The sequence below is a fragment of the Novosphingobium organovorum genome, from assembly GCF_022832435.1.
GTDB lineage: Bacteria > Pseudomonadota > Alphaproteobacteria > Sphingomonadales > Sphingomonadaceae > Novosphingobium > Novosphingobium organovorum.
In genome coordinates this window covers 1-26684 of sequence record NZ_JALHLF010000041.1, presented here as the reverse complement: position 1 = coordinate 26684, position 26684 = coordinate 1, and the positions used below count along the sequence as shown (strand labels likewise).

At 61.4% G+C, this 26684-nt stretch carries 23 protein-coding genes and 1 tRNA gene; 20 read left to right on the top strand and 4 right to left on the bottom strand.

Features of this window, described 5'->3' with window-relative positions; genetic code table 11:
- Window positions 1-243 precede the first annotated feature (243 nt).
- The 9 genes from MTR62_RS11595 to MTR62_RS11560 all read left to right on the top strand — a co-directional run bounded on the left by MTR62_RS11595 (window position 244) and on the right by MTR62_RS11560 (window position 12028).
- Window positions 244-1023 carry an ABC transporter ATP-binding protein gene (locus MTR62_RS11595; protein ID WP_244021014.1) on the top strand — a complete coding sequence of 260 codons (780 nt, stop codon included), beginning with the start codon at window positions 244-246 and terminating at the stop codon, window positions 1021-1023.
- Complete coding sequence (locus MTR62_RS11590) at window positions 1020-3572, top strand: CPBP family intramembrane glutamic endopeptidase (protein WP_244021012.1); 2553 nt, start codon at window positions 1020-1022, stop codon at window positions 3570-3572. The genes MTR62_RS11595 and MTR62_RS11590 overlap by 4 nt, the downstream gene beginning before the upstream one ends.
- 593 nt (window positions 3573-4165) lie before the next feature.
- Window positions 4166-4993, top strand: a complete 828-nt coding sequence (locus MTR62_RS11585; protein WP_244021010.1) for a DUF3883 domain-containing protein — start codon at window positions 4166-4168, stop codon at window positions 4991-4993.
- Between the two features lie 131 nt (window positions 4994-5124).
- Window positions 5125-5496 carry a helix-turn-helix domain-containing protein gene (locus MTR62_RS21615; RefSeq protein ID WP_407672673.1) on the top strand — a complete coding sequence of 124 codons (372 nt, stop codon included), beginning with the start codon at window positions 5125-5127 and terminating at the stop codon, window positions 5494-5496.
- A gap of 210 nt (window positions 5497-5706) precedes the next feature.
- Window positions 5707-6492: a hypothetical protein gene (locus MTR62_RS11580; RefSeq protein WP_244021008.1), complete on the top strand. Its 786-nt coding sequence runs from the start codon at window positions 5707-5709 to the stop codon at window positions 6490-6492.
- A 120-nt stretch (window positions 6493-6612) separates the two neighbouring features.
- On the top strand, window positions 6613-8511 hold the full coding sequence (locus tag MTR62_RS11575) for an integrase catalytic domain-containing protein (protein WP_244021006.1): 1899 nt from the start codon (window positions 6613-6615) through the stop codon (window positions 8509-8511).
- An 8-nt stretch (window positions 8512-8519) separates the two neighbouring features.
- Window positions 8520-8804, top strand: a complete 285-nt coding sequence (locus MTR62_RS11570) for a hypothetical protein (protein WP_244021004.1) — start codon at window positions 8520-8522, stop codon at window positions 8802-8804.
- Window positions 8801-9745, top strand: coding sequence for a TniB family NTP-binding protein (locus MTR62_RS11565; RefSeq protein ID WP_244021002.1), 945 nt, complete (start codon window positions 8801-8803; stop codon window positions 9743-9745). The genes MTR62_RS11570 and MTR62_RS11565 overlap by 4 nt, the downstream gene beginning before the upstream one ends.
- Before the next feature lie 1617 nt (window positions 9746-11362).
- On the top strand, window positions 11363-12028 hold the full coding sequence (locus MTR62_RS11560) for an AbrB/MazE/SpoVT family DNA-binding domain-containing protein (RefSeq protein WP_244021000.1): 666 nt from the start codon (window positions 11363-11365) through the stop codon (window positions 12026-12028).
- Between the two features lie 236 nt (window positions 12029-12264).
- On the opposite strand, the gene MTR62_RS11555 is transcribed toward MTR62_RS11560, so the two are convergent.
- Window positions 12265-13152, bottom strand: a complete 888-nt coding sequence (locus MTR62_RS11555) for a LysR family transcriptional regulator (protein WP_327194404.1) — start codon at window positions 13150-13152, stop codon at window positions 12265-12267.
- 87 nt (window positions 13153-13239) lie between these two features.
- Between MTR62_RS11555 and MTR62_RS11545 the strand changes: the two genes are divergently transcribed.
- Genes MTR62_RS11545 through MTR62_RS11535 form a run of 3 tightly spaced genes read left to right on the top strand, consistent with a single transcriptional unit; the run spans window position 13240 to window position 15854 of the window.
- A complete protein-coding gene (locus MTR62_RS11545; RefSeq protein ID WP_244020999.1) occupies window positions 13240-13737 on the top strand; it encodes a lactoylglutathione lyase family protein in 498 nt (165 codons plus the stop codon).
- Window positions 13730-14710: a zinc-binding dehydrogenase gene (locus MTR62_RS11540; RefSeq protein ID WP_244020998.1), complete on the top strand. Its 981-nt coding sequence runs from the start codon at window positions 13730-13732 to the stop codon at window positions 14708-14710. Before MTR62_RS11545 ends, MTR62_RS11540 begins: the two co-directional genes overlap by 8 nt.
- 25 nt (window positions 14711-14735) lie before the next feature.
- Entirely contained in the window at window positions 14736-15854 is a 1119-nt protein-coding gene (locus MTR62_RS11535; RefSeq protein WP_244020997.1) for an NADH:flavin oxidoreductase/NADH oxidase, read from the top strand.
- Between the two features lie 37 nt (window positions 15855-15891).
- Here MTR62_RS11535 and MTR62_RS11530 read toward each other — a convergent pair whose 3' ends face one another.
- A complete protein-coding gene (locus tag MTR62_RS11530; RefSeq protein WP_244020996.1) occupies window positions 15892-16509 on the bottom strand; it encodes an SRPBCC family protein in 618 nt (205 codons plus the stop codon).
- Here MTR62_RS11530 and MTR62_RS11525 point away from each other — a divergent pair.
- The 3 genes from MTR62_RS11525 (at window position 16493) to MTR62_RS11515 (ending at window position 19317) form a co-directional block, all read left to right on the top strand.
- The gene (locus MTR62_RS11525; RefSeq protein WP_244020994.1) at window positions 16493-17404 is read left to right on the top strand and encodes a LysR family transcriptional regulator; all 912 of its coding nucleotides are present in this window, start codon (window positions 16493-16495) and stop codon (window positions 17402-17404) included. The genes MTR62_RS11530 and MTR62_RS11525 overlap by 17 nt on opposite strands.
- A 73-nt stretch (window positions 17405-17477) precedes the next feature.
- A protein-coding gene (locus tag MTR62_RS11520) for an IS5 family transposase (protein ID WP_244020991.1) occupies window positions 17478-18238 on the top strand; the annotation gives its coding sequence in 2 pieces (ribosomal slippage) (window positions 17478-17814 and window positions 17814-18238; 762 coding nt in all).
- A 620-nt stretch (window positions 18239-18858) separates the two neighbouring features.
- The gene (locus MTR62_RS11515) at window positions 18859-19317 is read left to right on the top strand and encodes a GNAT family N-acetyltransferase (protein ID WP_244020989.1); all 459 of its coding nucleotides are present in this window, start codon (window positions 18859-18861) and stop codon (window positions 19315-19317) included.
- A gap of 779 nt (window positions 19318-20096) precedes the next feature.
- On the opposite strand, the gene MTR62_RS11510 is transcribed toward MTR62_RS11515, so the two are convergent.
- A tRNA-Gln gene (locus tag MTR62_RS11510) sits at window positions 20097-20170 on the bottom strand.
- Window positions 20171-20737: 567 nt separating this feature from the next.
- Between MTR62_RS11510 and MTR62_RS11505 the strand changes: the two genes are divergently transcribed.
- Together MTR62_RS11505 and MTR62_RS11500 are read left to right on the top strand one after the other, a co-directional pair.
- The gene (locus tag MTR62_RS11505; RefSeq protein WP_244020987.1) at window positions 20738-21808 is read left to right on the top strand and encodes a Ppx/GppA phosphatase family protein; all 1071 of its coding nucleotides are present in this window, start codon (window positions 20738-20740) and stop codon (window positions 21806-21808) included.
- Window positions 21805-22479 (top strand): RlmE family RNA methyltransferase, encoded by a 675-nt coding sequence (locus tag MTR62_RS11500; RefSeq protein WP_244020985.1) that lies wholly within the window; start codon window positions 21805-21807, stop codon window positions 22477-22479. Before MTR62_RS11505 ends, MTR62_RS11500 begins: the two co-directional genes overlap by 4 nt.
- A gap of 311 nt (window positions 22480-22790) precedes the next feature.
- Here MTR62_RS11500 and MTR62_RS11495 read toward each other — a convergent pair whose 3' ends face one another.
- Window positions 22791-23423 carry a c-type cytochrome gene (locus MTR62_RS11495; RefSeq protein WP_244020983.1) on the bottom strand — a complete coding sequence of 211 codons (633 nt, stop codon included), beginning with the start codon at window positions 23421-23423 and terminating at the stop codon, window positions 22791-22793.
- 262 nt (window positions 23424-23685) lie between these two features.
- Here MTR62_RS11495 and MTR62_RS11490 point away from each other — a divergent pair, with 262 nt between their 5' ends.
- The 3 genes from MTR62_RS11490 to MTR62_RS11480 all read left to right on the top strand — a co-directional run.
- A complete protein-coding gene (locus MTR62_RS11490; RefSeq protein WP_244020981.1) occupies window positions 23686-24579 on the top strand; it encodes a prephenate dehydratase in 894 nt (297 codons plus the stop codon).
- 264 nt (window positions 24580-24843) lie between these two features.
- Window positions 24844-25527, top strand: coding sequence for a hypothetical protein (locus MTR62_RS11485; protein ID WP_244020973.1), 684 nt, complete (start codon window positions 24844-24846; stop codon window positions 25525-25527).
- Window positions 25524-26684: DUF4350 domain-containing protein (locus tag MTR62_RS11480; RefSeq protein ID WP_244020971.1), on the top strand; the 1161-nt coding region annotated here is incomplete at its 3' end. The genes MTR62_RS11485 and MTR62_RS11480, both read left to right, overlap by 4 nt.

The following is a 26684-nucleotide window of genomic DNA, read 5'->3' as shown; positions in this document are numbered from 1 at the left end:
TATCCGGCGATTATTGCGGAGCGAGCGCTTCTTGTTCCCGGTCTCTCGGTAGCAACTGAATGTCCAGATTGCAGCAGCGTCGGGATAGCAGAACGTCTGCACCTGGGGATTGGGCGTCGGCGTTTGAACGACCGGGAAGGGTCGAACGTCGAAGCAGAAAGGACAATCCTAGAGTACCTAAATATACCGTTGAAAATATTGCCAACTCGCGCGATGGATGACGCAAGTGGGGGTATAGGTTCAATGGAAATGCAAGCTGCGGGATCCCTTCACAAAGAAGGGCTTCCGGTTAATATCGTCAAAGTAGATGGCGTGACCAAAACCTTCGGCGACAAGGTTGCACTCTGCGATGTTTCGTTCACGGTCCCGAGCGGTCAGATTTGCGGCCTCCTGGGCCCCAACGGTGCGGGCAAGACCACCTTGTTTCGGCTGCTTATGGGAATTCTCAAGGCGAGCTCGGGTGAACTCGAAGTCGGAGGGCTTGATGCGTTCGAGGAGCGCGTTGCCGTCAAACGACTGATCGGCTTTCTGCCGGACGAACCTGTCTTCTATTCATACATGTCGGGACGCGAACTGCTTGAATTGAGCGCTGGAATGCATGGGCTTGATCCCTATGACGCTATGGATTGGATCGAACCGCTGGCCCGGCGCTTGCGGCTCGCCGACGACCTCGACAATTATGCCGAAGATTTCTCGAGGGGCATGAAGAAGAAGCTGGGATTGCTTCTGGCCATGCTGCATCGGCCACAACTGCTGGTTCTCGACGAGCCGACGAACGGGCTCGATGTCGAATCCACACACCTCTTTTATGACATAATCGAAGAGTGCGCGTCTGCTGGAACGACAGTGCTGTTCTCGACGCACCTCATGGATCACGTCTCCCGCCTTTGCTCGCATGCCCTGATCATCAACGAAGGCACTTTGGTTGCGCAGGGCGCTCTGGCGGACCTGCAGGCTCTGCACAAGGTGGATACGCTAGAGACGCTGTTCCTCAAATTGACCGCACGGCCTCACCAAGCATGACCGGCGCGGGCGCTGCAATCGGCTTCTGGAAGACGCTCGGACTGCTTTTGCAGGCCTCGCGAACGCGCGCCAAGGGGCGCCAGAGACGCCAGCAGCAATTGCTGAACAATCGTGGGGCAACGAACTGGTCGCCCTTCGCCTTGCTCTTGGCGATCGGATTTTCGGCCTTTCTGCATGGGATGGCGGCATTCGCGTTGATTTCGGCGGTCGAGGCAGGCCAACGCCTCGACGTCGTGTACACCGGGCATATCATCGTCAGCGATGACTTCTATCGGCGCGTGCAAACGGTCGAGGGCATCACGAACCTGGGCCCCAACTATACGAGCATCGCTCTCGAAAGCTATTTCGAGGCCGAAGCGCAAGATATTGCCGAACGCGACGGTGGGCAGAAGGCGGACGTTGAACGCAAGCTGCGAAGCGCTGTGGCAAGGTCGGGCAGTCAGGATCTTGTCACGCGCGAGGATGCGTCTCCGGGCATTTCCCAAGTTGTCGGGTCAGGCCCGTCGAGCGCGATGCTCGGCTCGTTGATGTTGGTCTGGTGGTTCGCCATGATTGTTTGCCAGGGAGAGGGGCTGGAGCTCGATCTACAACGCCGGCGTCATCCGATATGGGAGTGGCTGCTCAGTCACCCGGTCAGCGCCGGCGCAGTGTTCTTTGCCGAAATGCTATCGCCCCTTGCGGCCAATCCAGTCTATTGGACCGCCCCCCTGTATGTCGGCATCCTATACGGTGCAGCGCACGGTCTCCTTTCCGGGCTGCTCGCGGTGTTTCTTCTCGGAATTCCAGTGGCCATTGCGGCCGCGTGCGTTGGGAAGGCGTGCGAAGTCGGCGCAATCTTGCGGTTGCCCGCACGTAGCCGCGGTGCCGTTATCGGCATCCTGAGCTGGTTTGGCTTTGCCTCACTTCTGGGGATGTTTTTCCTGCCCCGCATCATAGATCGGGCTGTCTTTGCGCTTGGCAATTGGGCGGAAATGGCCGACCGCTTGCCTTGGCCTTTCTTGAGGCTGTTTCTGGGCCTGGCGCCGGACGGAACGTTCTCGTTTCTGCGGGGAATGCTGCTTTGCTGGGGGCTTAGCGCATTTCTGATTGCCACATCGATTGTCTTTTGTGCGCGCTCCATCCGCCGTGGACTCAGCGGGGCATTCGCTTCGGACGTGCTGGCCGTGGTTCAAGCACCTACCGGAAAATTCGGGCGAGCCCCTTTGTTCCGCAAGGAATATCTGTGGTTCTTGCGCGATCGCAGTGCCATCGTGCAAACAATCCTCATCCCGGTGACTATTGCCGGCTTTCAGCTCTTTAACCTGCGTGGTTTTCTCGAGCACGCTGGCGATTCCTGGAATTATCTGTGCGGCGTCGCCATCTTTTTCGGCACCTATTTCCTTTGGATACTGGGGCCCAAATCACTGGCTTCGGAAGGGCCTGCTCTCTGGATCGCATTGACGTGGCCGCGCGGATTGGAAGCTGTTTTGAAGGCCAAGGCCTGGCTCTGGTCGATGATCGCCACAGGGCTCGTATTGCTGATTTTGCTCTGGGCTTGCTGGGCATTTCCGTATGAAATCGCAAAGATTGCACTCGTCGCTGTGGGATGGTCCTTCTTTGCCCGAAGCATGGCAGAAAAGGCGGTTACGCTGGTCACGGTGACCTCGGAATCCGGCGAGCCGCAAAAAATCTCGTCGGGGCGGCGATGGGCCGCTCAACTCGGCATGCTCACTTTTGCCATCGGCATTTGCACGCAGCAGTGGCATCTGGCGATCGTCGGCATCGTCTACTCGTGGGTCACGGCCGCAGCGATGTGGGAAAATTTTCGAGCGAGACTGCCCTATCTCTTCGATCCCTGGTCGGAAGAACTGCCGCCGCCGCCCACGCTTATGCACGCGATGGTGGCGATCAGCATTCTGGTCGAGTGCGCTTCCTTGATTACCGCCTTGGTGTATGTCGTTGGAGGAACAGCCAGTTTGGGCGTTGCGCAAAGTCTTGGTTACGCCCTCGCAGCCACCGGTGTGTCGATTGGGGTTGCCAGCTTCCTTGCCCGGCGTGGGGTCACGCTCTCCCAGATTTTGACCTGGCCAAGCCTCAGTTCGGGATTGCCTCTCTTTCGATCCGTCTTTGCCGCAGGCCGGGGTGAAGCGCGCTGGCTGCTACTTGGCGCGGGTGGGGGATTGGTTCTGGGTGTGTTTGCGCATTTCTACATGGAAATCATCCAGTTCATCCCTTCCGTTGCCGAGACTGTTCAAGCTTCTAGACGGCACATGGCCAGCATACCCGGCATGGTTGTCGGATACGCCGTGATGGCCATCGCCTTTGCGCCAATCGCAGAAGAATATCTCTTTCGCGGCCTGCTGTTCCGGGCGCTGGACCGCCATTGGGGCGGGTGGAAAGCCGTTTTGGCAAGCGGGGCCTTCTTTGCAATCTATCACCCAGTCATCGCGTGGCTTCCGGTGATGCTTTTAGGTGTGTCGAACTGCCTGATCTTCAAAAAGTCAAAACGCCTTGTCCCTGCCATGCTGCTGCACATGGCCTATAATGCGGTTGTCGTGCTGTGGACGTAGGGGGCTTGAATCGGCCAAACTCGCGCGTGCGATGAAGGCAAGCGGACCGTCCGGTAGTAGAGAGCTGAAATCGGCGGCTGAGCGGCTTGAATGGGTCGCGACCTGCCGGTTAGCGGATGGACCGCACTTGGGCGCCGGATTTTGACGGCTGAACGATAGCGAAGGAGCGTTCATTGCGAGCTGGCGGCTTGTACCGCTTGGCTGCCTTGCGCCAATCATGTCGGAGGGCGCGCGCGGCATAGGAGTGGCGTCAGCCGTGTCCGATATGTTGGAGTTGTGCGGCTAGCTTTTGGGGGCGGGGCTTTGCTCATTCAACTCGGAGCGTTCTGGTTCCGAGGATTGTTCTGCAGCCCTTTGGGCCTTCTGCAATTTCAAGGCTTCGCGAACTTTCGGCCAGCTTCCATACTTTTCGTGCAGTAAGCGTCCGGCGCGTAAGCCTTCTTCGGTGTTTATCTGCACGACCAAATCCTTTTGAAGCTTCGCGATTGTATCGCCTGGCGGGACCTGTGTCCCGAGTTTTTGTCGCGCGAAAATTCCTGGCCGTCATCAGGTGCGGCCTGGTCAAGGTTGCAGGATGAGCCTAGTCATCGCTGATGACAAAGCCTTGGTCTGACAGCGAAATTGACCTGATCGTCGCGGACTACTTCGCGATGCTGCGAATGGAGTTGGCGGGCGAGGCCGTCAACAAGGCCGCGAGAAACCGAGGTCTGCAGCAGTTGGTCCCGCGCAGCCGCGGTTCGATTGAGTTCAAGCATCAGAACATCAGCGCAGTGATGCTCGGACTGGGTCAGCCATGGATCGAGGGCTACAAGCCAGCGGCCAATTTCCAGAATGCCTTGGTCGATGGCGTATTGCGCTGGCTTGACGAGCATCCTGATTGGCTCAGGCCCAAGGCCGATGCCTCTTCGGCGAGGCTGAGGGAAACGGCACCTCTTTGGATGGGGCCGCCGCCCGCGCAGCGAAATGAGCCGCCTCTAGTCGATCCGGAATTTATGGCTGCGATTGGCCGCAAATACGATGTGGCGGAACGCGACGCCAGGAATCGAGCGCTCGGTAAGGCCGGAGAAGAACTCATTCTGGCGCATGAGCGCACGACATTGCGTCAGCTTGGGCGGGATGATTTGGCCGAGCGGGTCCGTTGGACGTCGGTTCAGGATGGCGATGGGTTTGGCTACGATATCGCGAGCTTCGAGCCGGACGGGCGTGATCGGTTGCTCGAGGTGAAAACCACGAATGGTTGGGAGCGGACACCTTTTCACATCACCCGCAATGAAATGGCCGTGGCTGAAAGGAGGCGTGAGGAATGGCATCTCGTGCGCATTTGGAATTTTCCCAGAATTCCCAATGCTTTCGTTTTGCGCCCGCCATTGTCAGCTCACGTAGAGCTGGTACCTACGAGCTTCCTTGCAAGTTTGCGCTGAGATTTGAAGTAATGAATGTTTCTGCTTGTTGCAAAAATACACCCTTATGCAATTGCATAATGGTAATTGCGCTTACGGATCTAAAATGCCATTGTGCAACGAGCCGCTGAGAAATTTCAGATGGCTGCCTGATGTTATCATGTCCTGTTGCAATTGATTTTTTGCACAGGTTATTTTTGTGCCATCTTGACCTATGCTCGCGCATTTCCAGAATCACTGAAATTGAACTCGTAGTGGGCCGCATGGCTGAGCTTCAAATCGGTGAGGACGAAATGGAACGCGTATCCCAGCATGAGCATATCAAATGGGCTCTCGGCGTACGAGGCAGTTCCATTTCCGATGTCGCGCGGAGCCTCGATGTTTCGCCAACGTCAGTCTCGCTGGTTTCCAAGGGTCGTAGCCGCTCCAAGCGGATCGAGGAGGCCTTGGCCAAGGAGGCAGGCTTTACGCCCGCTCAACTCTGGCCTTCCCACTATTGCGAGCAGACGGGAGGCGCCACATGATTCCGTAGCTGCATCAAGGCACTGAAAGCAGTGCGCTAACTGCGGAATGAAAAAGGCCCCGCTGCGGTAACAACGGGACCTTTGAAAGATCAGAGACCTTATCAACTCCTGATCTCCTTCATTTCGCCATTTTTGTCAAGGTTCGGGCTGGGCCCGGGCCATGCCTCCTTGCGCGTGTTTTCCACGGCAACGGTCAGGCGGAGATGATCAATGGACTATCAAGACAATGATGGTGTTCGTGCCGAACACCAAGCTGAGCAAGATGCGCCCAATGAGCGCCGTTCAGCCAGGAATGCGACCAGGTTCGTCCGGGACCGCGATACGCAAGTCGCGGATTTCGAAATCATTCGAGCGCCTGACAACGGCCCGTTGCGCACTTTCAACGGGGGCCAGAAACACGAGAATGGCTGGTTCGCGAGCCGGAAAGGGCGACGCCTGCTGCACTGGGAGGGGACGTCGCAGCTGGCCTTCATCACCCGCGCCGAAGTCGATTTCAATGTCGTGCGGGTGGCGACGGAATCGGTACGGTTTCGGTTCATCGGCGAAGATGGGTGGCAGGAATATACCGCCGATGTCGAGTTGATTGGCCCGGATGGGAAAATCACGATCGTCGAAATCAAGCGGGATGAGCGTGATCTGGCAGACCCTCAATACAAGCAAAAGCTCGTAGCGGTCGGCCAGCTTTGCAATCGACAGGGATGGGATTTCAAGATCGTCTTTGGGCGGGACGTCTTCTGCAGCTTGATCCACCGCAGGAACGTAACGCTCTTTGCGTCGCGGGCATTTGTCACGATCGAAAGGCGGCATGAGCGCCGCTTTGAAGACCTCCTCGAGCAGAACATCCGCGCTCTGACCTATGGCGAGCTGGCGGCTGTGCTGGAGCCTGGCCACCCCAGGTGGGGAGAGGCTCTCGTCCAGGCTTTGACGGTTGCTCGGCGTGTCGAGATCGATCTCACCCAGCCCCTGTTCGATGCGACACCGCTGACCCTCCACTGACGCCTCGATCGGCGCTGGCGACCCAGCTTGCGCCAATTTGCCCTGAAAGACCGACGGGAACTGTCCGCCCAATCGGCGTGACAGCGAACCTGTGCGCGTCATCGAGCCAAAGGATTGACGATGAGCTTTGAAAAATTCGAACCGAACACGGTCGTTGAAATCAACGGCGTGCCCTATTCTCCGGAAGGCTATCTCGGCGGACGGCTCCGCTTCCAGCATTACGTCACCGGCGAATATTTTCAGTGCATCCAACACGATGGCAGCAAGGCTCTGCCTACGAACGAAGATTATCAAGAGCTGCTTCGGACAGGAAAAATCATCCTTCAACGTCGGAAGAACGGCACGCCGCTGCAGTCCGCCAAAGAGCAAGCGGAGTGGGCAATAGATCAGGTTGAAGAAATGGATCCGTTCGCCGTTCGGATGGCGGTCCAATGCACAATCCTGGACGACCATAAAGTTCTGAAGGGCGATCAGGCTATTGCCCGCTGCCTCAAGATTGCCTGGACCAAAGAGCACGTTCAGAAATACGGCCCTCATGATCCACCGCGAACGGTCCGCCATTATTACGCGAACTGCGGCAGTCCGGGGGCGCGCCATCCCCGTGACATGATGCGGTTCAATGGCCAGGATGTGTCCAATGTCAGGGCGGATGGGCTGGCGCAGCAACTTACCTGGTTGTGTTGCCTTGAAGGGCATAAACGCGGACAGAAGGTTCGTGACATCCACGCCAGGCTTCACTTCCGGATTTCCCAAATCAATCAGGGTAACGATCCGACAACCGCCGCGCCCCGGGGGCGTCTGAAGACACCTTCTGAGCGGACCGTGCGGCGCTACTTTAACCGACTGAAATCCAGCCTTACGCTTCCGGAAATCGTTGAAGAGCAGGCGAAGGAGCAAGACTGGCTCGGCGGAGGAGCGCCTCTGACCGCGGATTGCGCGATGCAGCGCGTTATCATCGACCACACCCGTCTCGACGTTGATGCCGTTTGCCCTAAGCTTGAAATGGTTTTGGGCCGCCCTTGGCTGTCGATAGCCATTGACGTGAAGACGCGCGCTATCGTGGCCTGGGTCATTTCCTTCTTTCCGCCATCGACTTGGACCGTAGGCGAAGTTTTGCGTCGGGCGGTGCTTCCGAAGAAGCCACCTCCACGCATGGCTGAACAGTATCCCGTTCTTGTCAATTTACGCGGGAGATTCGTCGAGATAATCGTAGATAATGCCATCGAATTTAGAAGCCATACGATGGAGGCCGCAGCGAAGTCCGCTGGATTTTCGGTACGTTTCTGTCCGGTTAAAAGGCCGCGATATCGGGCGATAGTCGAACGGGCCATCAAGACGATCAACGATCAAATTTGCCGGAACTTGCCGGGAAGAGTGCTGTCGCTTCGGGACGCACGACGCTGGGGTTACGATGCGGAAGAGCAGGCGGTCGTGATGCTCGATGAACTGGAGGCTTTTTCCAACCAGGTAATCGCGAACTACAATGTTGAGCCCCATGAAGGCATCGGTTGGCGGCAGCCTGCGATGATGTTCGCAAGAGACATCGACGGCGAAGGCGTGATGAACTTTACGGATTTTGAGTCCTTCCGTCGTGACACGTTGGAGATAGTGCAGAAGGCTCAGCTTTCACCCTCGGGTATCCGAGCCTTCGGTGGCTTGCGGTATCACGACATCGACGCGGTTCTGGAACTGCTGAACGATTTGGCTTGCCTCGAGCCGCGGCGGTCGATGCGGGATGATGCGACGGCTACCGTCGATTTTCGTTTTGATCCGATGGACATCAGCCGGATCTATGTCTGGAATCGAGTTACCCGCAAATATGTCGCCCTCAAGTGCAGCGACGAGCGTTACGCGGATGGAATGCCTCTCTTTTTACACGAGAAGATCGCCAAAGAAGCGCGCGATCAGAGCCGGGCATTCAACACCGAAGAGCAGCGCTTGCTGGCCCGCGGGCGGACCATTCAAGCGGTCAGGGAGGCATTCACCCGGGTGCGAAAGCTGAATCTCGCAAGCGGCTAGGCGAATTGTTGGAAATCCCGCGCATTCGAAGCATCACAGGCAATCTCGTGCACCTGCTTGATACCGATCTACCTCAGAGCTCTTTGAGCGACTTTATCGGCACCGACCGCGCGGCGCTTACCTGTGTCGATCAGGAAATTCTCTCTTCCCGGCCGACACCCAAGCCGGCGACTAAGAACAAGGATTTACGAGCACGGCGCTTGGCCGAGGAGCGGCGCGAGGAGGGCGAAGCGGAGATCAGCCTCCCGTCAGAGAGCGGGCGAACTTTTGCGAAGAAGGGAGGCTACCAATGAGTGGCCCTGCCCATTTTTCCTATGACCACGAGGAAACCCATTCGCAGCGTGTCGAGCGGGTCGCCACGGCCAAAGCCAGATTTGACGCTATCCGGGTCGACTATACCCCCCAGACGACGGCGGTCGCGACGCTGGACGAGGTGCGTATCGCCGCAATCGGACGCCCGCCTGGGGCTCCATGCGGAGGTGCGATGATGGTCGCACCGCATGGCTGCGGCAAGACACAAGCCGTTGAGGCCCTCCGGTTACGCCTTGAGGCCTGCGCTGCGCAGGGGGACTTACCCTTGTTGCATGTCGAGATCGATCACGCGGGCACGACGGATTCCGTGCCGACATCGATCCTGCGGGCCCTGGGGGCGGCACGGCCCGAAGCCGGTTCGGAGAAAGTTCGATGGTCGAGGGCGATTGCCGAGGCCGAACGTTGCGGCGTGCAGCTATTCGTCTTTGACGAGTTCAACCGAGCGAACCGTCGCCCGACCATGAGCCGGGCTATCGCTACGGCAATTCGCCAGCGCATCATGGATGCGGGCATCGCACCTGTTGCTTTCGTCGGATCCGAGGACGCAGGAGATGTGCTCGGTTCTGCTCCCGAACTGATGGAGCGGTTGGACGACGAAATCGATTTGTTGCCGATGCGATGGAAGATGAAAAGCGAACGGGCCCTCTTCATCGATTTTGTCTCCGAGCTCGACACGGCCATGGTCAAGGAAGGATTGATGGCGCGCCTTTCCGGCCTGGCCAGTGAACGCGTCGCGGAGCCGCTCTGGAAAGCTTCGGAAGGACGCCTTCGGCGAATTGCGAAGATCGTGCGCCACGCAATGGGCGCTGCCCTGCACGATGGCCGCGAAAGCATTCATGTCGACGATCTGGCCGAAGCTGTGGACGCGTATTGCATCCGGCGCCAGTTCTGCACTTACAATCCGTTCAAGGAGGCACGCTGATGGAGAGCGTGGCTCCTTGGCGCGTGTCTCGCGCGATGCCGATCATCGAGGGAGAGTCCCTCGATGGATATGTGGCGCGTATAGCAGCGGCGCATCACTTTCCGCGAATGGCGGAGTTGACCCAACTCGCCGGCGCCGAGGCAACCGGCCGTCAGCATGCCTCCTTTGGCAGCAAGGAGGGGCTGGACGTGCTCGCGGATTGCCTGCGTGTCGACTCCGCACAACTTCATCACCATTCCCCCAACTGGTCGCTCGGCGCGGCCGCTCTCAACATGTTTGGTGTCGAAGTGCCCAGGGATCTGCTGCATTTTGCCTATCGGCGCTATTCGCCCGCCAGCCTTGCCAATTCCGCGCATCACCGGGCGCTTTGGAATGTTCGGATCTTCCCGTTTTGCGAGGAGAGCTGGGAATACCTGTTGGACCGGTGCCCGAACCCTTCGTGCAATCACCGTCTGGAATGGCGCCGCACTCTGGGCGTTGACTTGTGCGACGTGTGTGGCGAGCCCCTGGTGAGGGGGCAGGCGACCCGCGTGCCCGAAGAGTACCGGGCGCAGCTCAGAGGTCTTGTCGGGCTCATCCATCCCGACCCGGCCCGACGAGAGGCTTCTCGATCGCAGCTGCCTTCTTGGCTCGCCGGGATGGAAAGTGCCGATTTGCTTGAGCTTGCTTGCGCGCTTGCGACGGTGGTCGATCATCGCACGGCGAGGCCGTTGGGGCGCCAGACCGCCACGCTGGGGGAGCCGGCAAAGCTCATCGTTGCGGCTCTGGCGCAGACCTGGCCTTTGCTTTGCGGATGGCCGAGTGCGTTTGAGGCACTTCTGGCCGGCCGCATTAACGCCCATGCGAAGCAACGAGGCGACGGGAATGGCGGGGCGAGCCACCGGCTCCTTTCGCGGGCTCGGGTGTCCAGTCTGTCACCAACGCCGCAAGCTTTGCTCTGCAACTTCATCGAAGAGTGTCGTGCGGCGAGGGACAGGGGGCTGACCGCCCATCAGGCCTCGCAGGTGTCGGGCGCGCATTTGCGCACACTCGTCAAAATGCGGCGCGCCGGTGAGCTGCCTTCGGTCCTGGCGCTCGACGGGCAGAGGTTGCATGTCCTGTTCGACAGGGAAGCCATCGAGCAACTGGCCCGTCAGCATACGTCCAGCAAGCGCCTGGTCCGCGCGTCCGCCAACCTGGGCATTCCAGGCTACGCTCTGCGCGAATTGATGTGGTTGGGCTTGATCAACGAGGCACCCTTGCCGCCTGGGCGGAAAGGCAAACACACCGTCGACGAGGCTTCGCTTGCGCAGTTCACGCGGCGCCTTTGCGGCAATCTCGGGGTGGCTGACCGACAGTTCCCCGTTCGGCTCTGGGATCTCATGGTGCAACTGGGCGGACGTCCCAAGCCCTGGGCGGCTGTTCTCGCCGCCATCTCCAACGGCGAACTGGCTGCTGCGCTTACACCAGGTAAAGGTCCGATCGCGGAGCGCATTCGTTTGCCCGATGACGTCGATTTGAAGGCGCCGGCGTTCGCGCTTAACAGANCCCTGGGCGGCTGTTCTCGCCGCCATCTCCAACGGCGAACTGGCTGCTGCGCTTACACCAGGTAAAGGTCCGATCGCGGAGCGCATTCGTTTGCCCGATGACGTCGATTTGAAGGCGCCGGCGTTCGCGCTTAACAGAGAAATGGATTGGGCGGACGTACCGGTCAGCAAGCGGGAGTGCGCCGATATCCTTGGTCTCTCTCCCACCAATTTCTCACGCTACAGCGACTTTCTGCTGGGCCCGGGGAAGCCCTTTCGCGACATTCGAATGGTGGATGCCGTCATACTTGCAAAGCGGTACATTGGCACGACCGAGATCGCGAAGAGGCTCAAGCTGCATCATGTCGCCGCCCTGAATTTGGCCATGCAACGGGGCGTGAAGTTCGCCGACAAGGGGCTGTTCGATCGAGAATCTGCGCAAGCCCGAATTCCTGAAATGGGCCGAACCGAGGAAAGCCTGATCCGTGGTATGAAGCCGGCTTCGTTACCGCGGAGGAATCGAGGCAGGGAGATGGACATGCGAGCAAAGGTTGCAGCGGATGGCCGGATAAGGATTCCTTCCCTTGTGTATCAGCAACTGGGGCTGAAGGCCGGTGACACGGTCTATTTCGAGCTTATCAAGCATCGAACGGTGCTGCGCACCGCGGCGCAAGCCGTCGCCCACGCCCAGGATTTGGCAAAGCTCCGCACAGGAGATGTCGAGGGCTCTGGCGTCGATGGCTTCCTCGAGAGGCGGCGAGAAGACAGCGGTGAGTAGCAGCGGCGCAACCGGCCGAATGGCGAGGGAGCTTGAGGGGGGGGGGGGGCTCCACTAGCTCACCTGCTGCCAAGGGCCGGTAGGAGACTGACCGGTTCGGAGCCGGGCTCCGAGGATAGCCGCCCTTCACGCGACGGCGGCTGCCGACCCTTTGTGCCGCTCAGGCGCCAATTCTCGATGCCCGAGTACGATCGTCCGCTATTCGCTAACTATGGCCCCGAAAGCGATCACAAAGTTTATTGGGCCATAGGTTCCTGAAGGGAATCGCGCAGGTTCGAGAGAACCTTGCGCATTCGGACCGTCAGGGGCCATTCACTGCGATGGAGAAGCCACAGGGTATCGACCACGGGCGGACCATTTCCTGCCACCAGGATCTGCTCGGGATTGCGAAACGCCTGCCGGGCGTAACGCGGCAGGACGGTGAAACCGAGCCCACGCGCAACCGGTTCCAGAATGAGGGCAATCTGGTTCGTGAAGCCCCGGATAGGCAGGTGAGAGAGACCGGGATTACCAGGAAAACGTAGCGACAAAAGCCGCTTGGCCATGGCCATTCCATCGGGGTGGTCGATGAAGCCCAGGCGCTCGAGATCGCTCCAGGAGTTTACCTCGCTGGCTGCGGGCACAATCAGTTCCAGGGGTTCGTGCAGGAAAGGCGTAACGCTCAGCCGCGCATCGTCGGGGCGCGTCGTCGACAATCCAACCTCGAACCGGGCATCCAGCACCGACTGGACGATCTCGGCATCGGGAGCGAAGCGATGGCGAATGGTCAATGCCCGTTCCCGTTCCTGGATGCCGAGAAGCAGTGGATGAAGCATCAGGCCGACACTGCCGGGCGTAATCAGGCTGATCTCCCCTTCCATGCACTCGCCGTCTGACAGTCGCGAGCGCAGGCGCATATCAGCCTGCTCGATCTCTTGGGCGTAGGCGAGCATCGCATGTCCGGCCGGTGTCAACTCCAGAGCACGTGGGCGGCGTATCACGAGTTGGCCCACCTTCGCCTCCAGGCGCGCCATGTGCTGGCTGACGGCGGCTTGCGTCAGGTTCAGGGCATCGGCAGCCCCGGTGAAGCTCCCGATCTCCACGACGCGAACGAAGCTAATGATCCATTGCGGGTTAATCATCATGAATTCTTATCACAATGATAAGCTTATGACACTTCTCATTATGAGGCAAGCACCTCAAGATCCTGACGACAGATCAGGAGAACACCCATGCCCCCCTATCCCCGCAGTTTTTCGCACATCGGCCTTTCGGTCACCGACCTCGACGAAGCCGTAAAGTTCTATACCGAAGTCATGGGCTGGTATCTGATCATGCCGCCTACCACGATCGAGGAAGACGAGAGCGCCATCGGTGTCATGTGCACCGACGTGTTCGGTACGGGTTGGGGCTCCTTCCGCATTGCCCACCTTTCGACCGGCGACCGCGTGGGCGTCGAAATCTTCCAGTTCCGCAACGCCGAGCGGCCGGAACACAATTTCGAGTACTGGAAGACGAGCGTGTTCCACTTCTGCATCCAGGACCCGGACGTGGAGGGCATGGCCGCCAAGATCGTGGCCGCCGGCGGCAAACAGCGCATGCCCGTGCGCGAATATTTCCCCGGCGAGAAGCCCTACCGCATGGTCTATTGCGAGGATCCCTTCGGCAACATCCTCGAGGTCTACAGCCACAGCTACGAGCTGACCTATTCGGCCGGAGCCTATGCCTGAGGCTCTGCCCGAAACCTACCGCGCCTGGACCTGGGTAGCGGGCAAGGACCCGCTCGCCCTGGTCCTGGCGACACGGCCCATGCCACGGCCCGGCCCGAGCGAGGTCATCGTGCGCAATGCGGCGATCGGCCTCAACCCGGTGGACTGGAAGGTCCTGGGAGGGCTTGGATGGCAGCGCGGCCATGTGCCCGGTGTCGACGGTGCTGGGACGGTGGTGAAGATCGGACCGGATGTCGATCCGGCCTGGCTGGGAAGCCGCGTGGCCTACCACCAGAGCCTGCAGTCGCACGGTAGCTTCGCGCAGTACACCCCCGTCGGGGCGCACGCGCTCATGCGTGTCCCCGATGCTCTTGACCTAGCCCTTACCGCCAGCATGCCCTGCCCGGCGCTGACCGCCTGGCGCGCGCTCGCGAAGCTGCCTCCGGGCGGCAACCAGCGGATGCTGGTCAGCGCAGCAGGCGGCGCAGTGGGCAATTATCTCGTCCAACTGGCCGTGCAACTGGATTGGCGCGTCAGCGTCATGTGCAACATCCGCCACCGCGAGCGACTGGCCGGGCTGGGTGCCGTGGACTGGATCCCCGGGCCGCTCACGCAGGAAGCTGAAATCGGATCGCCGCGCTTCACGGCGGTTATCGATGCAGTCGGCCCCGAACATGCCGCGTGGCTTCATCCTGGCCTGAAGGCCAACGGCCATCTCGTGTGCATCCAGGGCCGGGTACCGGACTGGCCCAGTCCGGCGTTTGGCCGTGCGCTTTCGCTGCACGAAGTCGCGCTCGGCGCCCTTCACCAGCATGGCGATACCGCCGACTGGTCGATCCAGACCTCGGCGGGCGAAGATCTGTTCGCGCAGGTCGCAGCGAAGACCCTTGCGCCCGAGCCCCTTGTCCCCAGGCCCTTCGAGGACCTGCCGCGCATGCTCGAAGCGCTGCGCAACCGCGATTTCAGCGGCAAGCCCGTGATTCGGCTCGCCTGAACCAAGTTCCACGAAAGAGGATACCATGCCCGCACTTTTCACCCCCTTCACGCTCAAGGACGTCACTCTTCGCAACCGCATCGGCGTGCCGCCGATGTGCCAGTACAGCGCGCGCGACGGCTACGTCAGCGAGTGGCACCTTCCCCACTACGCCGACATCGCGCGCGGCGGTGCGGGCCTCGTCATCGTGGAGGCAACCGCCGTCTCGCCCGAAGGCCGCATCACGCCGGGATGCACGGGCCTGTGGCAGGATGGCCAGGTCGAGGGCATGGCCCGTATCGCCCATGCCATCGCCGCGGGCGGAGCCGTGCCCGGCATCCAGATCGGCCATGCCGGACGCAAGGCCAGTGCCAACAAGCCCTGGGAAGGCGACGACCACATTCCCAACGATCAGCCCGGTGGCTGGCAGACGATCTCGCCCTCGGCCCTGGCCTTCAGCGGCGGTCTGCCCAAGGTGCCGACCGAAATGACGCTGGACGATATCGCGCGCGTGAAGCGGGATTTCGTCGCGGCCGCAATTCGCGCGCGCGACGCTGGTTTTAAGTGGCTCGAACTGCACTTTGCGCACGGGTACCTCGCGCAGAGCTTCTTCTCGGCCCACGCCAACACGCGCACCGACGCCTATGGCGGCGATCTAGCGGCGCGCAGCCGCTTCCTGATTGAGACTTTGCAGGCCGTGCGCGAGGTCTGGCCCGAAAACCTGCCGCTCACCGCGCGTTTCGGCGTCATCGAGTTCGATGGACGCGACGAAGAAACGCTTGCTGAGGCGATTGGCCTCGTGAAGACCTTCAAGAGCGAAGGGCTCGACTTCCTGAGCGTCAGCATGGGTTTCTCGACGATTGAATCCAACGTACCTTGGGGCCCGGCCTTCATGGCACCGATCGCCAAGCACGTGCGCGACGAGACCGGGCTTGCCGTCGGCACGGCCTGGGGCATGGACATTCCGCAGGACGCGGAGAAGGCCATTGCCGAACAGCAGATGGACGTCGTCTTCGCCGCGCGCGCGCACCTCGCCAATCCGCATTACCCGTTCCGCGTGGCCCGCGAACTCGGTCTGCCCGCAGCAGGCAGTGTGTTGCCCGATCAATACGCCTATTGGCTGCGCCGCTATCCCGGCCCCCAGAATGGTCCGGTGATCGACTGAGGCCAGGCAGGTCAACCTTCCAGCCTCAGCCAACCTTTCAAGCCGCTGCGCCGCGCGCAGCGGCGACGAGACCTTCGAGCCAATCCTGATGGCCGTTGATCATCGGATTGGGGCGCGCCAGGGCCAGCTCCTTCGCTGGCTCGCCGTTTTGCGTTTCCTGCGTGAGAATGCGCAGGCGTTGCCCGGGAAGCTCCTCAATCAGCCAGGCATGGTGCACGTCGAGCCGATGTTCGGCCTCACCCGACCACCCGTGCCAGGCAATACGCGCTGGCTGGCCTTTGACAGGCGGCACGCATTCCACCACTTCGGCATCGACCGGGAATCCGAAGGTCTTGAAAAAGAAGCGGTCGCCGAGTTCGAGCGCGGGACCCTTGTCCCCATGGATCGCGATGTCCGAGCTGTTGGCGTAATAGCCCGGCCAGCGCACCGCCTCGACCAGGAAGGGCCAAATGTCGGCAACCGCAAGACCCCGGACGATGACCTCGTTCGAACAGAAATTGTCGCTGAAACCCGGGACATAGCCCGCGGGCCACTGGATTTCGCCCATATCGTACTCCTGCATGAGTGGGAAAACCTGAGCGCAGAATATAGGCGGGCTCTTGATATAGCTGAAATCACATCTCAATATCCCTGACATCATGACGAGTGATATCAAGAACACCGACCTCAATCTCCTGAAGGCCTTCAATGCCCTTCTGGACACCCGGTCAGTTACGCGGGCGAGCGAGCGGCTTGGCCTGACCCAACCGGCCGTAAGCGGCATGCTCAACCGGCTTCGCGAAACCTTCGATGATCCGCTGTTCATCCGCGCCCAGCGCGGGGTTCTGCCCACACCTCGAGCCGAAGCTCTCGCGGAACCACTTCGGCGCGCGCTCGGAGAAATCGAGGCCTTGCTGCAACCCGATGGCTTTGATCCCGCGACGGCGGAGCGGACCATCGGCATCGCCGCGACCGATTACGCACAGCAGGTCGTACTTCTCCCATTCCTAATCAGCTTGCGCACGAGCGCGCCGGGCATCCGGATTGCAATCCGACCCGTGGCGATGGAGACGCTGGCGCTCGACATGGAGCAGGGCAAGACCGACTTCGCACTTGTCACCCCGCAGATGGCGCCCGAGAACCTGCGTGCGCGCCACCTGTTCGAGGAACACTACACCTGCGTCCTGCGCCGTGATCATCCGGCAGCGGGGCAGGCTATGGACCTCGATACGTTCTGTGGCTTGGACCACGCCTTGATGTCGCACGACGGCACTCGGTTCCAAGGGGCAACCGATCATGCCTTGGCGGCCCTAAGCCGCACGAGGAGGGTCATCATGACGGCCCCCAACTTTGGTCTGGTCCTCGATCTGGTGCGCACATCCAACGCCTGTGCACTACTTCCCGCCCGCTTGGTAAAAGGTCAGAAAGGTCTGCATCTTCAGGAGCCGCCCTTGCCGGTACCCGGATTCACGAAGATTCTAGTCTGGCACGAACGGACCCATCACGATCCCGCAATGGCCTGGCTGCGCCAGCAGCTAGCGAAGAGCGTAAAAGGCGCAGACGATAACTAGGGCGTAAACTCATAAAATAGCTTGAGATTTTAGCGGCCTGCTGATTCAGAGCCCGACGAATTGGAGGGGTTGGATGGCACGGCGAGGCTACGAACTGACGGATCGAGAGTGGGCAATCATAGAGCCCTTGCTTCCCAACAAGCCGCGTGGGGTTGCGCGAGTGGACGATCGCAGGGTTCTCAATGGAATCATGTGGCGGTTCCGGTCTGGCGCCGCCTGGGCCGAAGTACCTGAACGCTATGGCCCCTCGACGACGTGCTACAACAGGTTCGTACGCTGGCGCAAAGCCGGTGTCTGGGATCGGCTTTTGTCAACGGTCTCAGCCGAGTACGAGGGCGATCTGGTCATGATCGATTCCACCTGTGTTCGCGTCCACCAGCATGGTGCGACGGGTAAAAGGGGGGATCCTGCGATCGTGGCATGGGACGTTCCCGGGGCGGTCTTACCAGCAAACTCCACGCTCTTGTCGATGCTCGCGGACGTCCTATCGGATTGCGATTGACCGGCGGGCAGGTCCACAATGCCTGCGAGGCCGAGGCCTTGATCGAAGTCATTCCGGAAGACGCCACTCTGCTGGGCGACAAGGGCTATGACAGCAACGCAATACGCGAGGCGGCTGCGGCTCGGGACATCTGGGCCAACATTCCCAATCGCTCCAACCGCAAAAAGCGCTTCGGCTTCTCGCAATGGCTCTACAAACAGCGCAATCTGGTCGAACGCTTCTTCAACCGGATCAAGCAATTCCGGGGCATCGCGACGCGATACGACAAGTGTCCCGAAAACTACCTCGCTGCTATCAAGCTCGTCTGCGTCCGCCTCTGGTGTGCCCATTAATGAGTCTGCGCCCTAATCCGGATATTCGCCTTCGGGTGTCATTTTGCCCCCCTGCCGGAACCGCCCCCCAACCTCGGCAAAATTCACTGCTACTTTAGGAGCTAGCGGAAAACTCGCAACTGGCCGAACAGAGACTTTCGGTGAGGCTGCAATTTGGGAGTCCGGGAAGGCTTCTTGTGCTGCGGCGTCAAGCGATTTATTGCCAAACGGTGACCAAATTGTATTTATTGGATATAAGTCAAAATCATATTCTCCACTTGATAGAATAATCGGCCACCTCGCCATTTTCTATTGGAAGTAAATTTAGTAATGATATTTATAAAATCTAGAGCAAAAAGGGCTGTGGTGGAAACATTGATCGCTTCAACAAAAGGCGGCATTATTGGGTTAATTTATTAAACAATCACATACAATAAAGTATATATAATTATTTCATTCAGGTCTTTTTTGAAATTTTTCATTATATTTCAATTTTATCCATATTGATTATATTATTAGTTAAAGGCGATGACTAGCAACCTGCCGCCGGCAGTCCCTCGCTCATAACGAGAATCTTGCGATCAGGAGATGGGCTCCGTATTTTAGATGCAAGTGGAACGGCTCACTTGGGAAACGAGCAAATGGAAACACGTGCAGCATCGGTCGATGACGCGGAGGGGATGGGACAAGTCCTGCGCGAAATAATCGAACATACCGGCCGCCAGCGTCCGCACGATGTTGAATTTGTGATGGGTCGCTACATCACCAATCCTACGAGCATACGATGCACCATTGCTATCGATGAGGCAGGAAACGTTGTCGGCTTTCAATCTCTGAAGAAGGCTGCCGCGGAGAACCCGTATGATACGCCGGAAGGATGGGGAATTATCGGAACCCACATCAGTCCCAAGTTCCAACGGCAGGGTGTCGGCAAACTCCTGTTTTTATCAACGCGAGAAGCCGCACTTCAAGCAGGCCTGGAAAAAATCGACGCCTACATTGGAGCCGACAATCCATCTGGCTTGAAATACTATGATGCCATGGGCTTTCAAACGTACCGCACGCCTGAAGGGATTGTTCAAAAAGTCTGCAGCCTTTAAGTCGACCGGACCCGTTTGGGACGGGGCCTTCTCAAAATTAGATCTTTTCAAAAGCCACAGTTGTGACGAGATTCAAGAATTTCCGTCATGGCCGGTTTCAGGAGCGTGCCTTCGTTCGCCGAATGACCGGCAAGGGCGCAAATCAGTTCGATGGCACCGGCCGACTTTTCAGGCGCTCACTCATAGAATAGACCTGCAGTGATGGATAACAATTGGCACGCAAGGTCCGCTGATTTGCTCGCCGACGTGAGGCTCTACCCGACCCATCAAGGGGGAAAGGGAATGGCGGCGAGAACAGGATTCGGGTGTCCGTGTTTTACGTCTAAGGATACCGCAAAATCTGGGTGGGATGCGAGGCTACAACTAGGAGACGTGCCGTTTGAACCAGGCACTGAACGGCGCGTAGGCTTTGTGTTTCTGTCGAAGGATGCGGCCAACGAAATGAAACGTGCGGGCACGTTCTATCTCTGGGAAGGACGCTTTATCGGAGAAGCAACCGTCGTCTCCTGAATAGAACGTCGGCTTCCTGGAACGTCAAATGAGACCAGGAACGACCGACAAGGGCGCGTGGCAGTCAAGTGTGACGCCATTTTTGCTACTGGCACTACAGGCCGCGTAGCTCGCCTCTTTCGTAGGCCAAGCAAAGTGCGGCCTCGCCTGATCATTATCGGCAGGCGCTGAAGCGCCACATTTGGGGCTGGATAGTCGCTTGCCCAAGACTGCTGGCGGTCCACTTTGGTGGCACAGCGGGCCAGTCTTGCTGTCAAGGGATAGAAAGTTGGATGCCCCGCGAGGATTCGAACCTCGATAGACGGAATCAGAATCCGTAGTCTTACCATTAGACGACGGGGCACCATCGCTGGAGACGCGCCCTCTAGTGGGCATGGTGATTCGGGTCAAGGGGTCTTTTTGCATCGGGCTTGCTCCTTTGCTTGCGGGCGGTTAGCATCGCGTCAGGTGCCCGCCTGCTGGGGTGGGAAGATTTGAACGAGATTTGGTGAATATGGCGGAGCATGATCCGCCGGCCGCGAAAGTCGATGTCCCGCGCCGTTCGTCACGGCGGCGCAAAGGTCGGCGGGTAAAGCCCGCCGGGCCGGTTGATGGGGCAGCCAGGGAAAAGAATTCGCCGCACGCGGCGGATCGTCCCGGGGCGGGCGCTGTGCCGCGCGAAAGAGATGAAGGCCGCAGTGGAGCGGCGAACGGGGCCGCGCGAGGTGTGCGTCGGCGCCGGGCGTCGGGCGATGCGCGCACGGGCGTCGAGCGGGGTTCTGAGGAAACCGGAAAATCGGCAGGTGAGCGGCGCAAGGTCGGCCGGCCGTCGCGGCCGGGCGGGCGTGGTGGCGTGGGCGCTGTGGAGGACGATTCGGCGCGCGCGCAAACGGGTGCCGGGCGCGAGGGGTCTTTGCCGACCGAGCCTGCCTTGGGCGAGTCGCTCCCGCGCGAGCCACTGGCGCGCCAATCCTATGCCGCGATCGATCTGGGGACCAATAACTGCCGCCTGCTGATCGCGCGCCCTTCGGGCCAGAACTTCACCGTGATCGACGCGTTCAGCCGGGTGGTCCGGCTGGGTGAGGGGCTGGCGCAGTCGGGCTGCCTGTCGGACGCGGCGATGGAGCGCACGCTGGCGGCGCTGAGGGTCTGTGCCGACAAGCTCAAGCGCCGCAACGTCTATCTCGCCCGATCGGTGGCGACCGAGGCGTGCCGCCGCGCGAGCAACGGGGCCGAATTCATCGAGCGCGTGCGCCGCGAGACGGGCATCGCGCTCGATATCATCAGCGCGCGCGAGGAAGCGCGGCTGGCCGTGCTGGGGTGCCATGTGCTGCTCGAGCAAGGGGTGGGGCCGGCGATGATCTTCGACATCGGTGGCGGTTCGACCGAACTGGTGCTGATCGAGAGTACGGGAACGGTGCCGCGCATCCTCGACTGGCAGAGCGTGCCCTGGGGAGTTGTCTCGCTGACCGAGAGCGTGGGCGGCGAAGGCTGTGACGAGGCGGCCCGGCTGGAGCGTTACCGCCACATGCACCGCCTGGTGAGCGAGAGTTTCGCCGCTTTTGCGCAGCGCATCGCGCCTGCGCGCGACAGTGCGGGCGCTGGCGGTCCGCTGCGTCTGCTGGGCACCAGCGGCACGGTGACGACGCTCGCCAGCCTGCATCTCGAACTCCCGCAATACGACCGGCGCATGGTCGATGGGTTGATCGTGCCCGCCAGTGCGATGCGCGACATCAGCGCGCGGCTTTCGACGATGGACATCGAGGCGCGCCGCGAACTCAACTGCATCGGCAAGGAGCGGGCGGATCTCGTCGTTGCCGGATGCGCCATTCTGGAATCGATTCTTGATCTGTGGCCCGCCGACAGGCTGGGGGTCGCCGATCGGGGTATTCGCGAGGGCATTCTGCGTAGCCTGATTGCCTCGCACGGGAACAGGGCCATGCCGGCCACTCCCCCCAAACGGGAAAGGGACGCGATGAAGCGCGTGCAGACAGGGAAATGAGCCGTTCGGGACGCGATCCGGGCGAGCGGCTGAAAACCGCAAAGAAGCGTACCAACAGTTCGGCGCGCTGGCTGACGCGCCAGCTCAACGATCCCTACGTGAAGAAGGCGAAGGCTGATGGCTATCGCAGCCGGGCGGCGTACAAATTGCTCGAACTCGACGAGAAGTTCGATCTGTTCAAGGGCGTCACGCGCGCGGTCGACTTGGGCATCGCGCCCGGCGGGTGGAGCCAGGTGCTGCGGCTCAAGTGCCCGCGCGCCGCGGTCGTGGGGATCGACTTGCTGCCGACCGATCCGATCGAGGGGGTGACCATCTTCCAGATGGACTTCATGGCCGACGAGGCGCCGGCCGCGCTTGAAGAGGCGCTCGACGGTGCGCCCGATCTGGTGTTGTCGGACATGGCGGCGAATACCGTCGGGCACAAGCAGACCGACCACTTGCGCACGATGGGCCTGGTCGAGACGGCGGCCGATTTCGCGATCCAGAGCCTGGCGCCGGGGGGCACCTTCGTGGCCAAGGTCTTTGCGGGCGGCACCGACACCGAACTGCTGGGTATTCTCAAACGCAACTTTTCGAGCGTGAAGCACGCCAAGCCTCCGGCAAGCCGGAAGGATTCCTCGGAATGGTACGTGATTGCCAAGGGCTTCAAGGGCGGCAAGCCGGCGGGATGAAGCGGAGCGTTCCGAGGACGGCGGTCCTTGGGTTTCCTCACGCTGCCGATCGCCCTTCTTTCAGGTCGCTGCGCGCACGAAAGCGGTGAGCCTCGGTGTGGGGCAGGGGGGCTTGAATGGTCTCGTCCCCATTAGAGCATTTTCCAGTCAGGTGGAATCACCTGACGGTTCAGAAAATGCGTTAAAACAAAGGTCTAGAGCGGTCGATCCGATGCAATCTGATCGAAAACCGCTCTAAAAAAGCGGCCCGCGAACGACTCGGTGACGTTCGCGGGCCGCTTTCGACCGGCCTTCGCGCAGGAAGGGCCGGATTACTGTTCGGCGGGAGTGGCCTGCGCGGCAGGGTCCTCGCCCGGTGCGGCGGCGCTGGCGTCGTCGGCCGGGGCCGCGTCTGCAGCGGGGGCGTCGGCAGCGGGAGCGGCGGGCAGCGGCAGGTTCGAGCCCTGGGTGTTGAGCCAGGCGATCAGGTTGGCGCGATCCTCAGGCTTGGGCAGACCCGCGAAGGTCATCTTGGTGCCCGGCGCAAAGGCCTTGGGGCTGGTCAGCCATTCGTTGAGCTTGTCGAACGTCCAGCTGCCGCCCACGCCCTTGAGTGCGTCGGAGAAGGCAAATCCGCCTGCGCCCACGCCGATACCTTCACCCACCACGCCGTGCAGGTTGGGGCCGATTCCATTGGGACCGCCTGCATCGATGGTGTGGCACGACTTGCACTTGGCGAACGTGGCTTCGCCCTTGGCGAGGTCGGCCGAGGCGAGCAGCGTGGCAAAGGGCACTTCGCCCGAGCCCGCCGCTTCGGTCTCCACGCCTTCGATGGCGTAACCCATTGTTTCCGGACGATGGTGCTTGTCCGCACCAAAATACATCGAACTTACGATGGTCAGGCCCAGGCCGACTGCGCCGGCACCAAGCACCCACCCGATGATGGTATTGAAACGACTATTCATTCACTAAGCCCCTCGCAATGCCCCCACCTAAATAGACGTATCTTTGATTTATATCGCTTGGGCTCTAGTGTCGCGGGGGCTCGAGTGCAAGACCGATTGCGGATTTCCAGCCATTGTGGCGCGGGATTGTGCGGCAAGCCGAGCCTGCCGCAGCGCGTTCCCGCGGGGGGGGGGCGTGCGGGGCGTTCGCCCGGCGTTCATGGGGGGCAGGCGCCGGTTTGCGTTGCGCGCCTGTGCAAAGCACCCTAAATGCGCGCGCACTATGAGCTCGTACCCGCAACCCGCCCTCGCACATGTTTCCACGATGACGGCCGCGGCCGTCGTCGATCCGGCGCGCGCGGTGGCCTTTCAGGGCGCGCCGGGGTGCAATTCGCACCGCGCCGCGCTGACCTACGATCCCGATTGCCGGCCGCTGCCGTGTTTTTCGTTCGAGGACGCGCTCGATGCGGTGCGCGACGGGCGCGCCGAGCGCGCGATCATCCCGATCGAGAATTCGCAGCACGGGCGCGTCGCCGACATTCACTTCCTCCTGCCCGAAAGCGGGCTGTCGATCGTGGGCGAGCAGTTCATCGCGATCAACCACGCGCTCATGGCGCTGGGCAAGGGGCCGTTCAGCGCCGCCTACAGCCATCCGCAGGCCCTCGGCCAGTCGCGCCGCTACTTGCGGGAAAAGGGCATGGTGCCGATGGCCTATGCCGATACCGCGGGGGCTGCGGCCTATGTGCGCGAGCTGGGCGATCCCGGACTGGCGGCGATCGCGCCGCGGCTGGCGGCCGAACTCTATGGGCTCGAGATCGTCGAGGAGAACGTCGAGGACGCCGAGGACAACACCACCCGGTTCGTGGTGCTCGCGCGTGAGCCGCTCGATCCGTTCACGCTGGCGGGCGAGCAGACCATGACGACGTTCATCTTCGAGGTGAACAACGTGCCTGCCGCGCTTTACAAGGCGCTCGGCGGGTTCGCCACCAACGGGGTAAACATGACCAAGCTGGAGAGCTACCAGACCGGCGCCAGCTTCGCGGCCTCGAAGTTCTACGTCGACATCGAGGGTGCGCCGGGTGACGAGCGGATCGACCGTGCGATGAAGGAGCTGGCGTTCCACAGCAAGTACGTCCGCCCGCTCGGCACCTATCGCCTGGCCCGCGCGCGCGGCTGACGCGGCTGACACGGTACAGGCTGCGGTACAGGCTGAAGCGGGGCGCCTGCGGGCGATCGGCTGGCCTTAGAACCCGATCCAAAAGTTCGGCCGGTGCCGCTCCCAAAGTCACCGACTGGCGACTTTGGGAGCAGGCTCTGCGGGCGCCGGGCACCGGCGGGCCTTGGCTTAAGTGCGTAAGGGCCTTTGGTTTTTGCCGGCGCAATCGTTGCCATAGCAGCGGCGTGGCTTGCGTTGCCGGGGCCGACATGCCAAGCAGGCGGCGTGACGGTCGGTGCGGATCAGATCGCGGGAGCGCCCGCAACGCAAGGCGCGACAGGCGACTGGGAGGCCGTGCACGCCTCTTCGCAGATCCAGTTCACCCCGCTGCCCGAAGTCGCGCCTGAGATTCCCCGAATTCCCGAATGGCTTCAGGCGCTGGGGCGGCTGCTCGAGGCGATCTTCGCGCCGATCGGGCGTCTGCTGGGGATGTCCTGGCCGGTGTTCCAGTGGGTCTTGCTCGGCCTTGCCGCGCTGCTGGTGCTTTACGCCGCCTGGCGTTTGCTGCGGCCGGTGTGGGACCGGCGCTGGCGCGCGGGGCGTGCGGGCGAGGAAGAACCGGCCTCGGCGCCGAGCCAGGCCGAGGCCGAGGCGCTGCTCGCCGATGCCGATCGCCTGGCCGCCGAAGGGCGCTTCGACGAGGCGACGCACCTCCTCTTGCGGCGCAGCGTGCGCCAGATCGCCGACCAGCGGCCCGACTGGCTCCACCCGGCCTCCACCGCGCGTGAAATCGCCGCGCTTTCGGCGCTGCCGACGGCCGGGCGCGTGGCCTTCACGGTGATTGCCGAGCGCGTTGAGCGCTGCCGCTACGCGCTGCGGGCGCTGGATGCCGAGGACTGGAGCGCGGCGCGGGCGGCCTATGCGCAGTTCGCCGCGGTGCGCCTGCGCGGGGGAGAGGGGGCGGCATGAACGCGGTGGATGCCACCAATCGTCCCATGGTCGGCGCCAATCCCTTTTCGCGGCGCGCGGTGCTGGCTATCGTGCTCGTCGGCACGGCGCTGTTCCTGGCGCTCTTGTGGATGATCGGCACGGGCAACGGCTTCCAGTCGAGCAACAACGGCGAGGCGCACGCGGATGGGCGCGGCCTCAACGGCTATGCGGCGATGGCCGATTACCTCGCGCGGCGCGGTTATGACGTGCGCAAGGCCCGCAGCAGCGCCGGGCTCAACCCCGAAGGTCTGCTCGTGCTTACCCCGCCTGCCGATGCCGACGGCAAGGAGATCGACCGCATCGTCGCGGCGCACCGCTACGACGGGCCCACGCTGGTCATCGCGCCCAAGTGGCTGACCACGCCGCCCAGCGATGCGCAGAAGGAAAAGGGCGCGCCCAAGGGCTGGGTCAACCTGGTAGGCAGCGCGCTGCCGCACTGGGAGGGGTTTCTCGACGATGTTCACGTCACCGCCGAGCGCGGGCACAAGGGCACGGTCCGCTGGCAGGGCATGGGCGTTTCGGGCCGCTTGCCGAGCGCCAAGGTGCTGGCCTGGGGCGATGGCGACCGCCTGCTGCCACTGGTCACCGATGGCGATGACTGGGTGCTGGCCGCGCTGGTCGAGGATGGCGGGACCTACCCGCAGCTCGAGGCCATGGCCGAACGGGGCAATACCGGCAAGATCGCCGGAGCCACTTCCGATGCAGCTGCCGGCGACGGGGAGGTGGACAAGGATCTCTACCCGCTGGTGGTGGTGTTCGAGCCCGATCTGCTCGACAACTATGGCATGGCCTCGCCCGCCAGCGCGCGGCTGATCGATGCGCTGATCCCCAGGCTCGAGGTGAACCCGCGCGATCCGATCGTGTTCGACATGACGCTCAACGGGTTCGGCAACGCGCGCAACCTGCTTACGCTGGCGTTCACGCCGCCGTTCCTGGCCGCGACCCTGTGCCTGATCCTCGCCGCGATCCTGGTTGGCTGGCGGGCCTTGGTGCGCTTTGGCCCGGCCGCCACTCCGGCGCGGGCGATCGCCTATGGCAAGCGCGCGCTGGTGGCCAATTCGGCCGGGCTGATCGGCCGTTCGCGCCGCTTCCACCTGCTGCGCGCGCCCTATGCCGAGCGCGCGCGCGAGCGGCTG

Coding starts and splice junctions, on each gene's coding strand:
- MTR62_RS11500 (WP_244020985.1), top strand. CDS start 21,805: ATGAGCCGTTCGGGACGCGATCCGGGCGAGCGGCTGAAAACCGCAAAG.
- MTR62_RS11495 (WP_244020983.1), bottom strand. CDS start 23,423: ATGAATAGTCGTTTCAATACCATCATCGGGTGGGTGCTTGGTGCCGGC.
- MTR62_RS11580 (WP_244021008.1), top strand. CDS start 5,707: ATGGACTATCAAGACAATGATGGTGTTCGTGCCGAACACCAAGCTGAG.
- MTR62_RS11590 (WP_244021012.1), top strand. CDS start 1,020: ATGACCGGCGCGGGCGCTGCAATCGGCTTCTGGAAGACGCTCGGACTG.
- MTR62_RS11575 (WP_244021006.1), top strand. CDS start 6,613: ATGAGCTTTGAAAAATTCGAACCGAACACGGTCGTTGAAATCAACGGC.
- MTR62_RS11525 (WP_244020994.1), top strand. CDS start 16,493: ATGACGAGTGATATCAAGAACACCGACCTCAATCTCCTGAAGGCCTTC.
- MTR62_RS11565 (WP_244021002.1), top strand. CDS start 8,801: ATGAGTGGCCCTGCCCATTTTTCCTATGACCACGAGGAAACCCATTCG.
- MTR62_RS11535 (WP_244020997.1), top strand. CDS start 14,736: ATGCCCGCACTTTTCACCCCCTTCACGCTCAAGGACGTCACTCTTCGC.
- MTR62_RS21615 (WP_407672673.1), top strand. CDS start 5,125: ATGTTATCATGTCCTGTTGCAATTGATTTTTTGCACAGGTTATTTTTG.
- MTR62_RS11490 (WP_244020981.1), top strand. CDS start 23,686: ATGAGCTCGTACCCGCAACCCGCCCTCGCACATGTTTCCACGATGACG.
- MTR62_RS11595 (WP_244021014.1), top strand. CDS start 244: ATGGAAATGCAAGCTGCGGGATCCCTTCACAAAGAAGGGCTTCCGGTT.
- MTR62_RS11585 (WP_244021010.1), top strand. CDS start 4,166: ATGACAAAGCCTTGGTCTGACAGCGAAATTGACCTGATCGTCGCGGAC.
- MTR62_RS11555 (WP_327194404.1), bottom strand. CDS start 13,152: ATGATGATTAACCCGCAATGGATCATTAGCTTCGTTCGCGTCGTGGAG.
- MTR62_RS11545 (WP_244020999.1), top strand. CDS start 13,240: ATGCCCCCCTATCCCCGCAGTTTTTCGCACATCGGCCTTTCGGTCACC.
- MTR62_RS11540 (WP_244020998.1), top strand. CDS start 13,730: ATGCCTGAGGCTCTGCCCGAAACCTACCGCGCCTGGACCTGGGTAGCG.
- MTR62_RS11515 (WP_244020989.1), top strand. CDS start 18,859: ATGGAAACACGTGCAGCATCGGTCGATGACGCGGAGGGGATGGGACAA.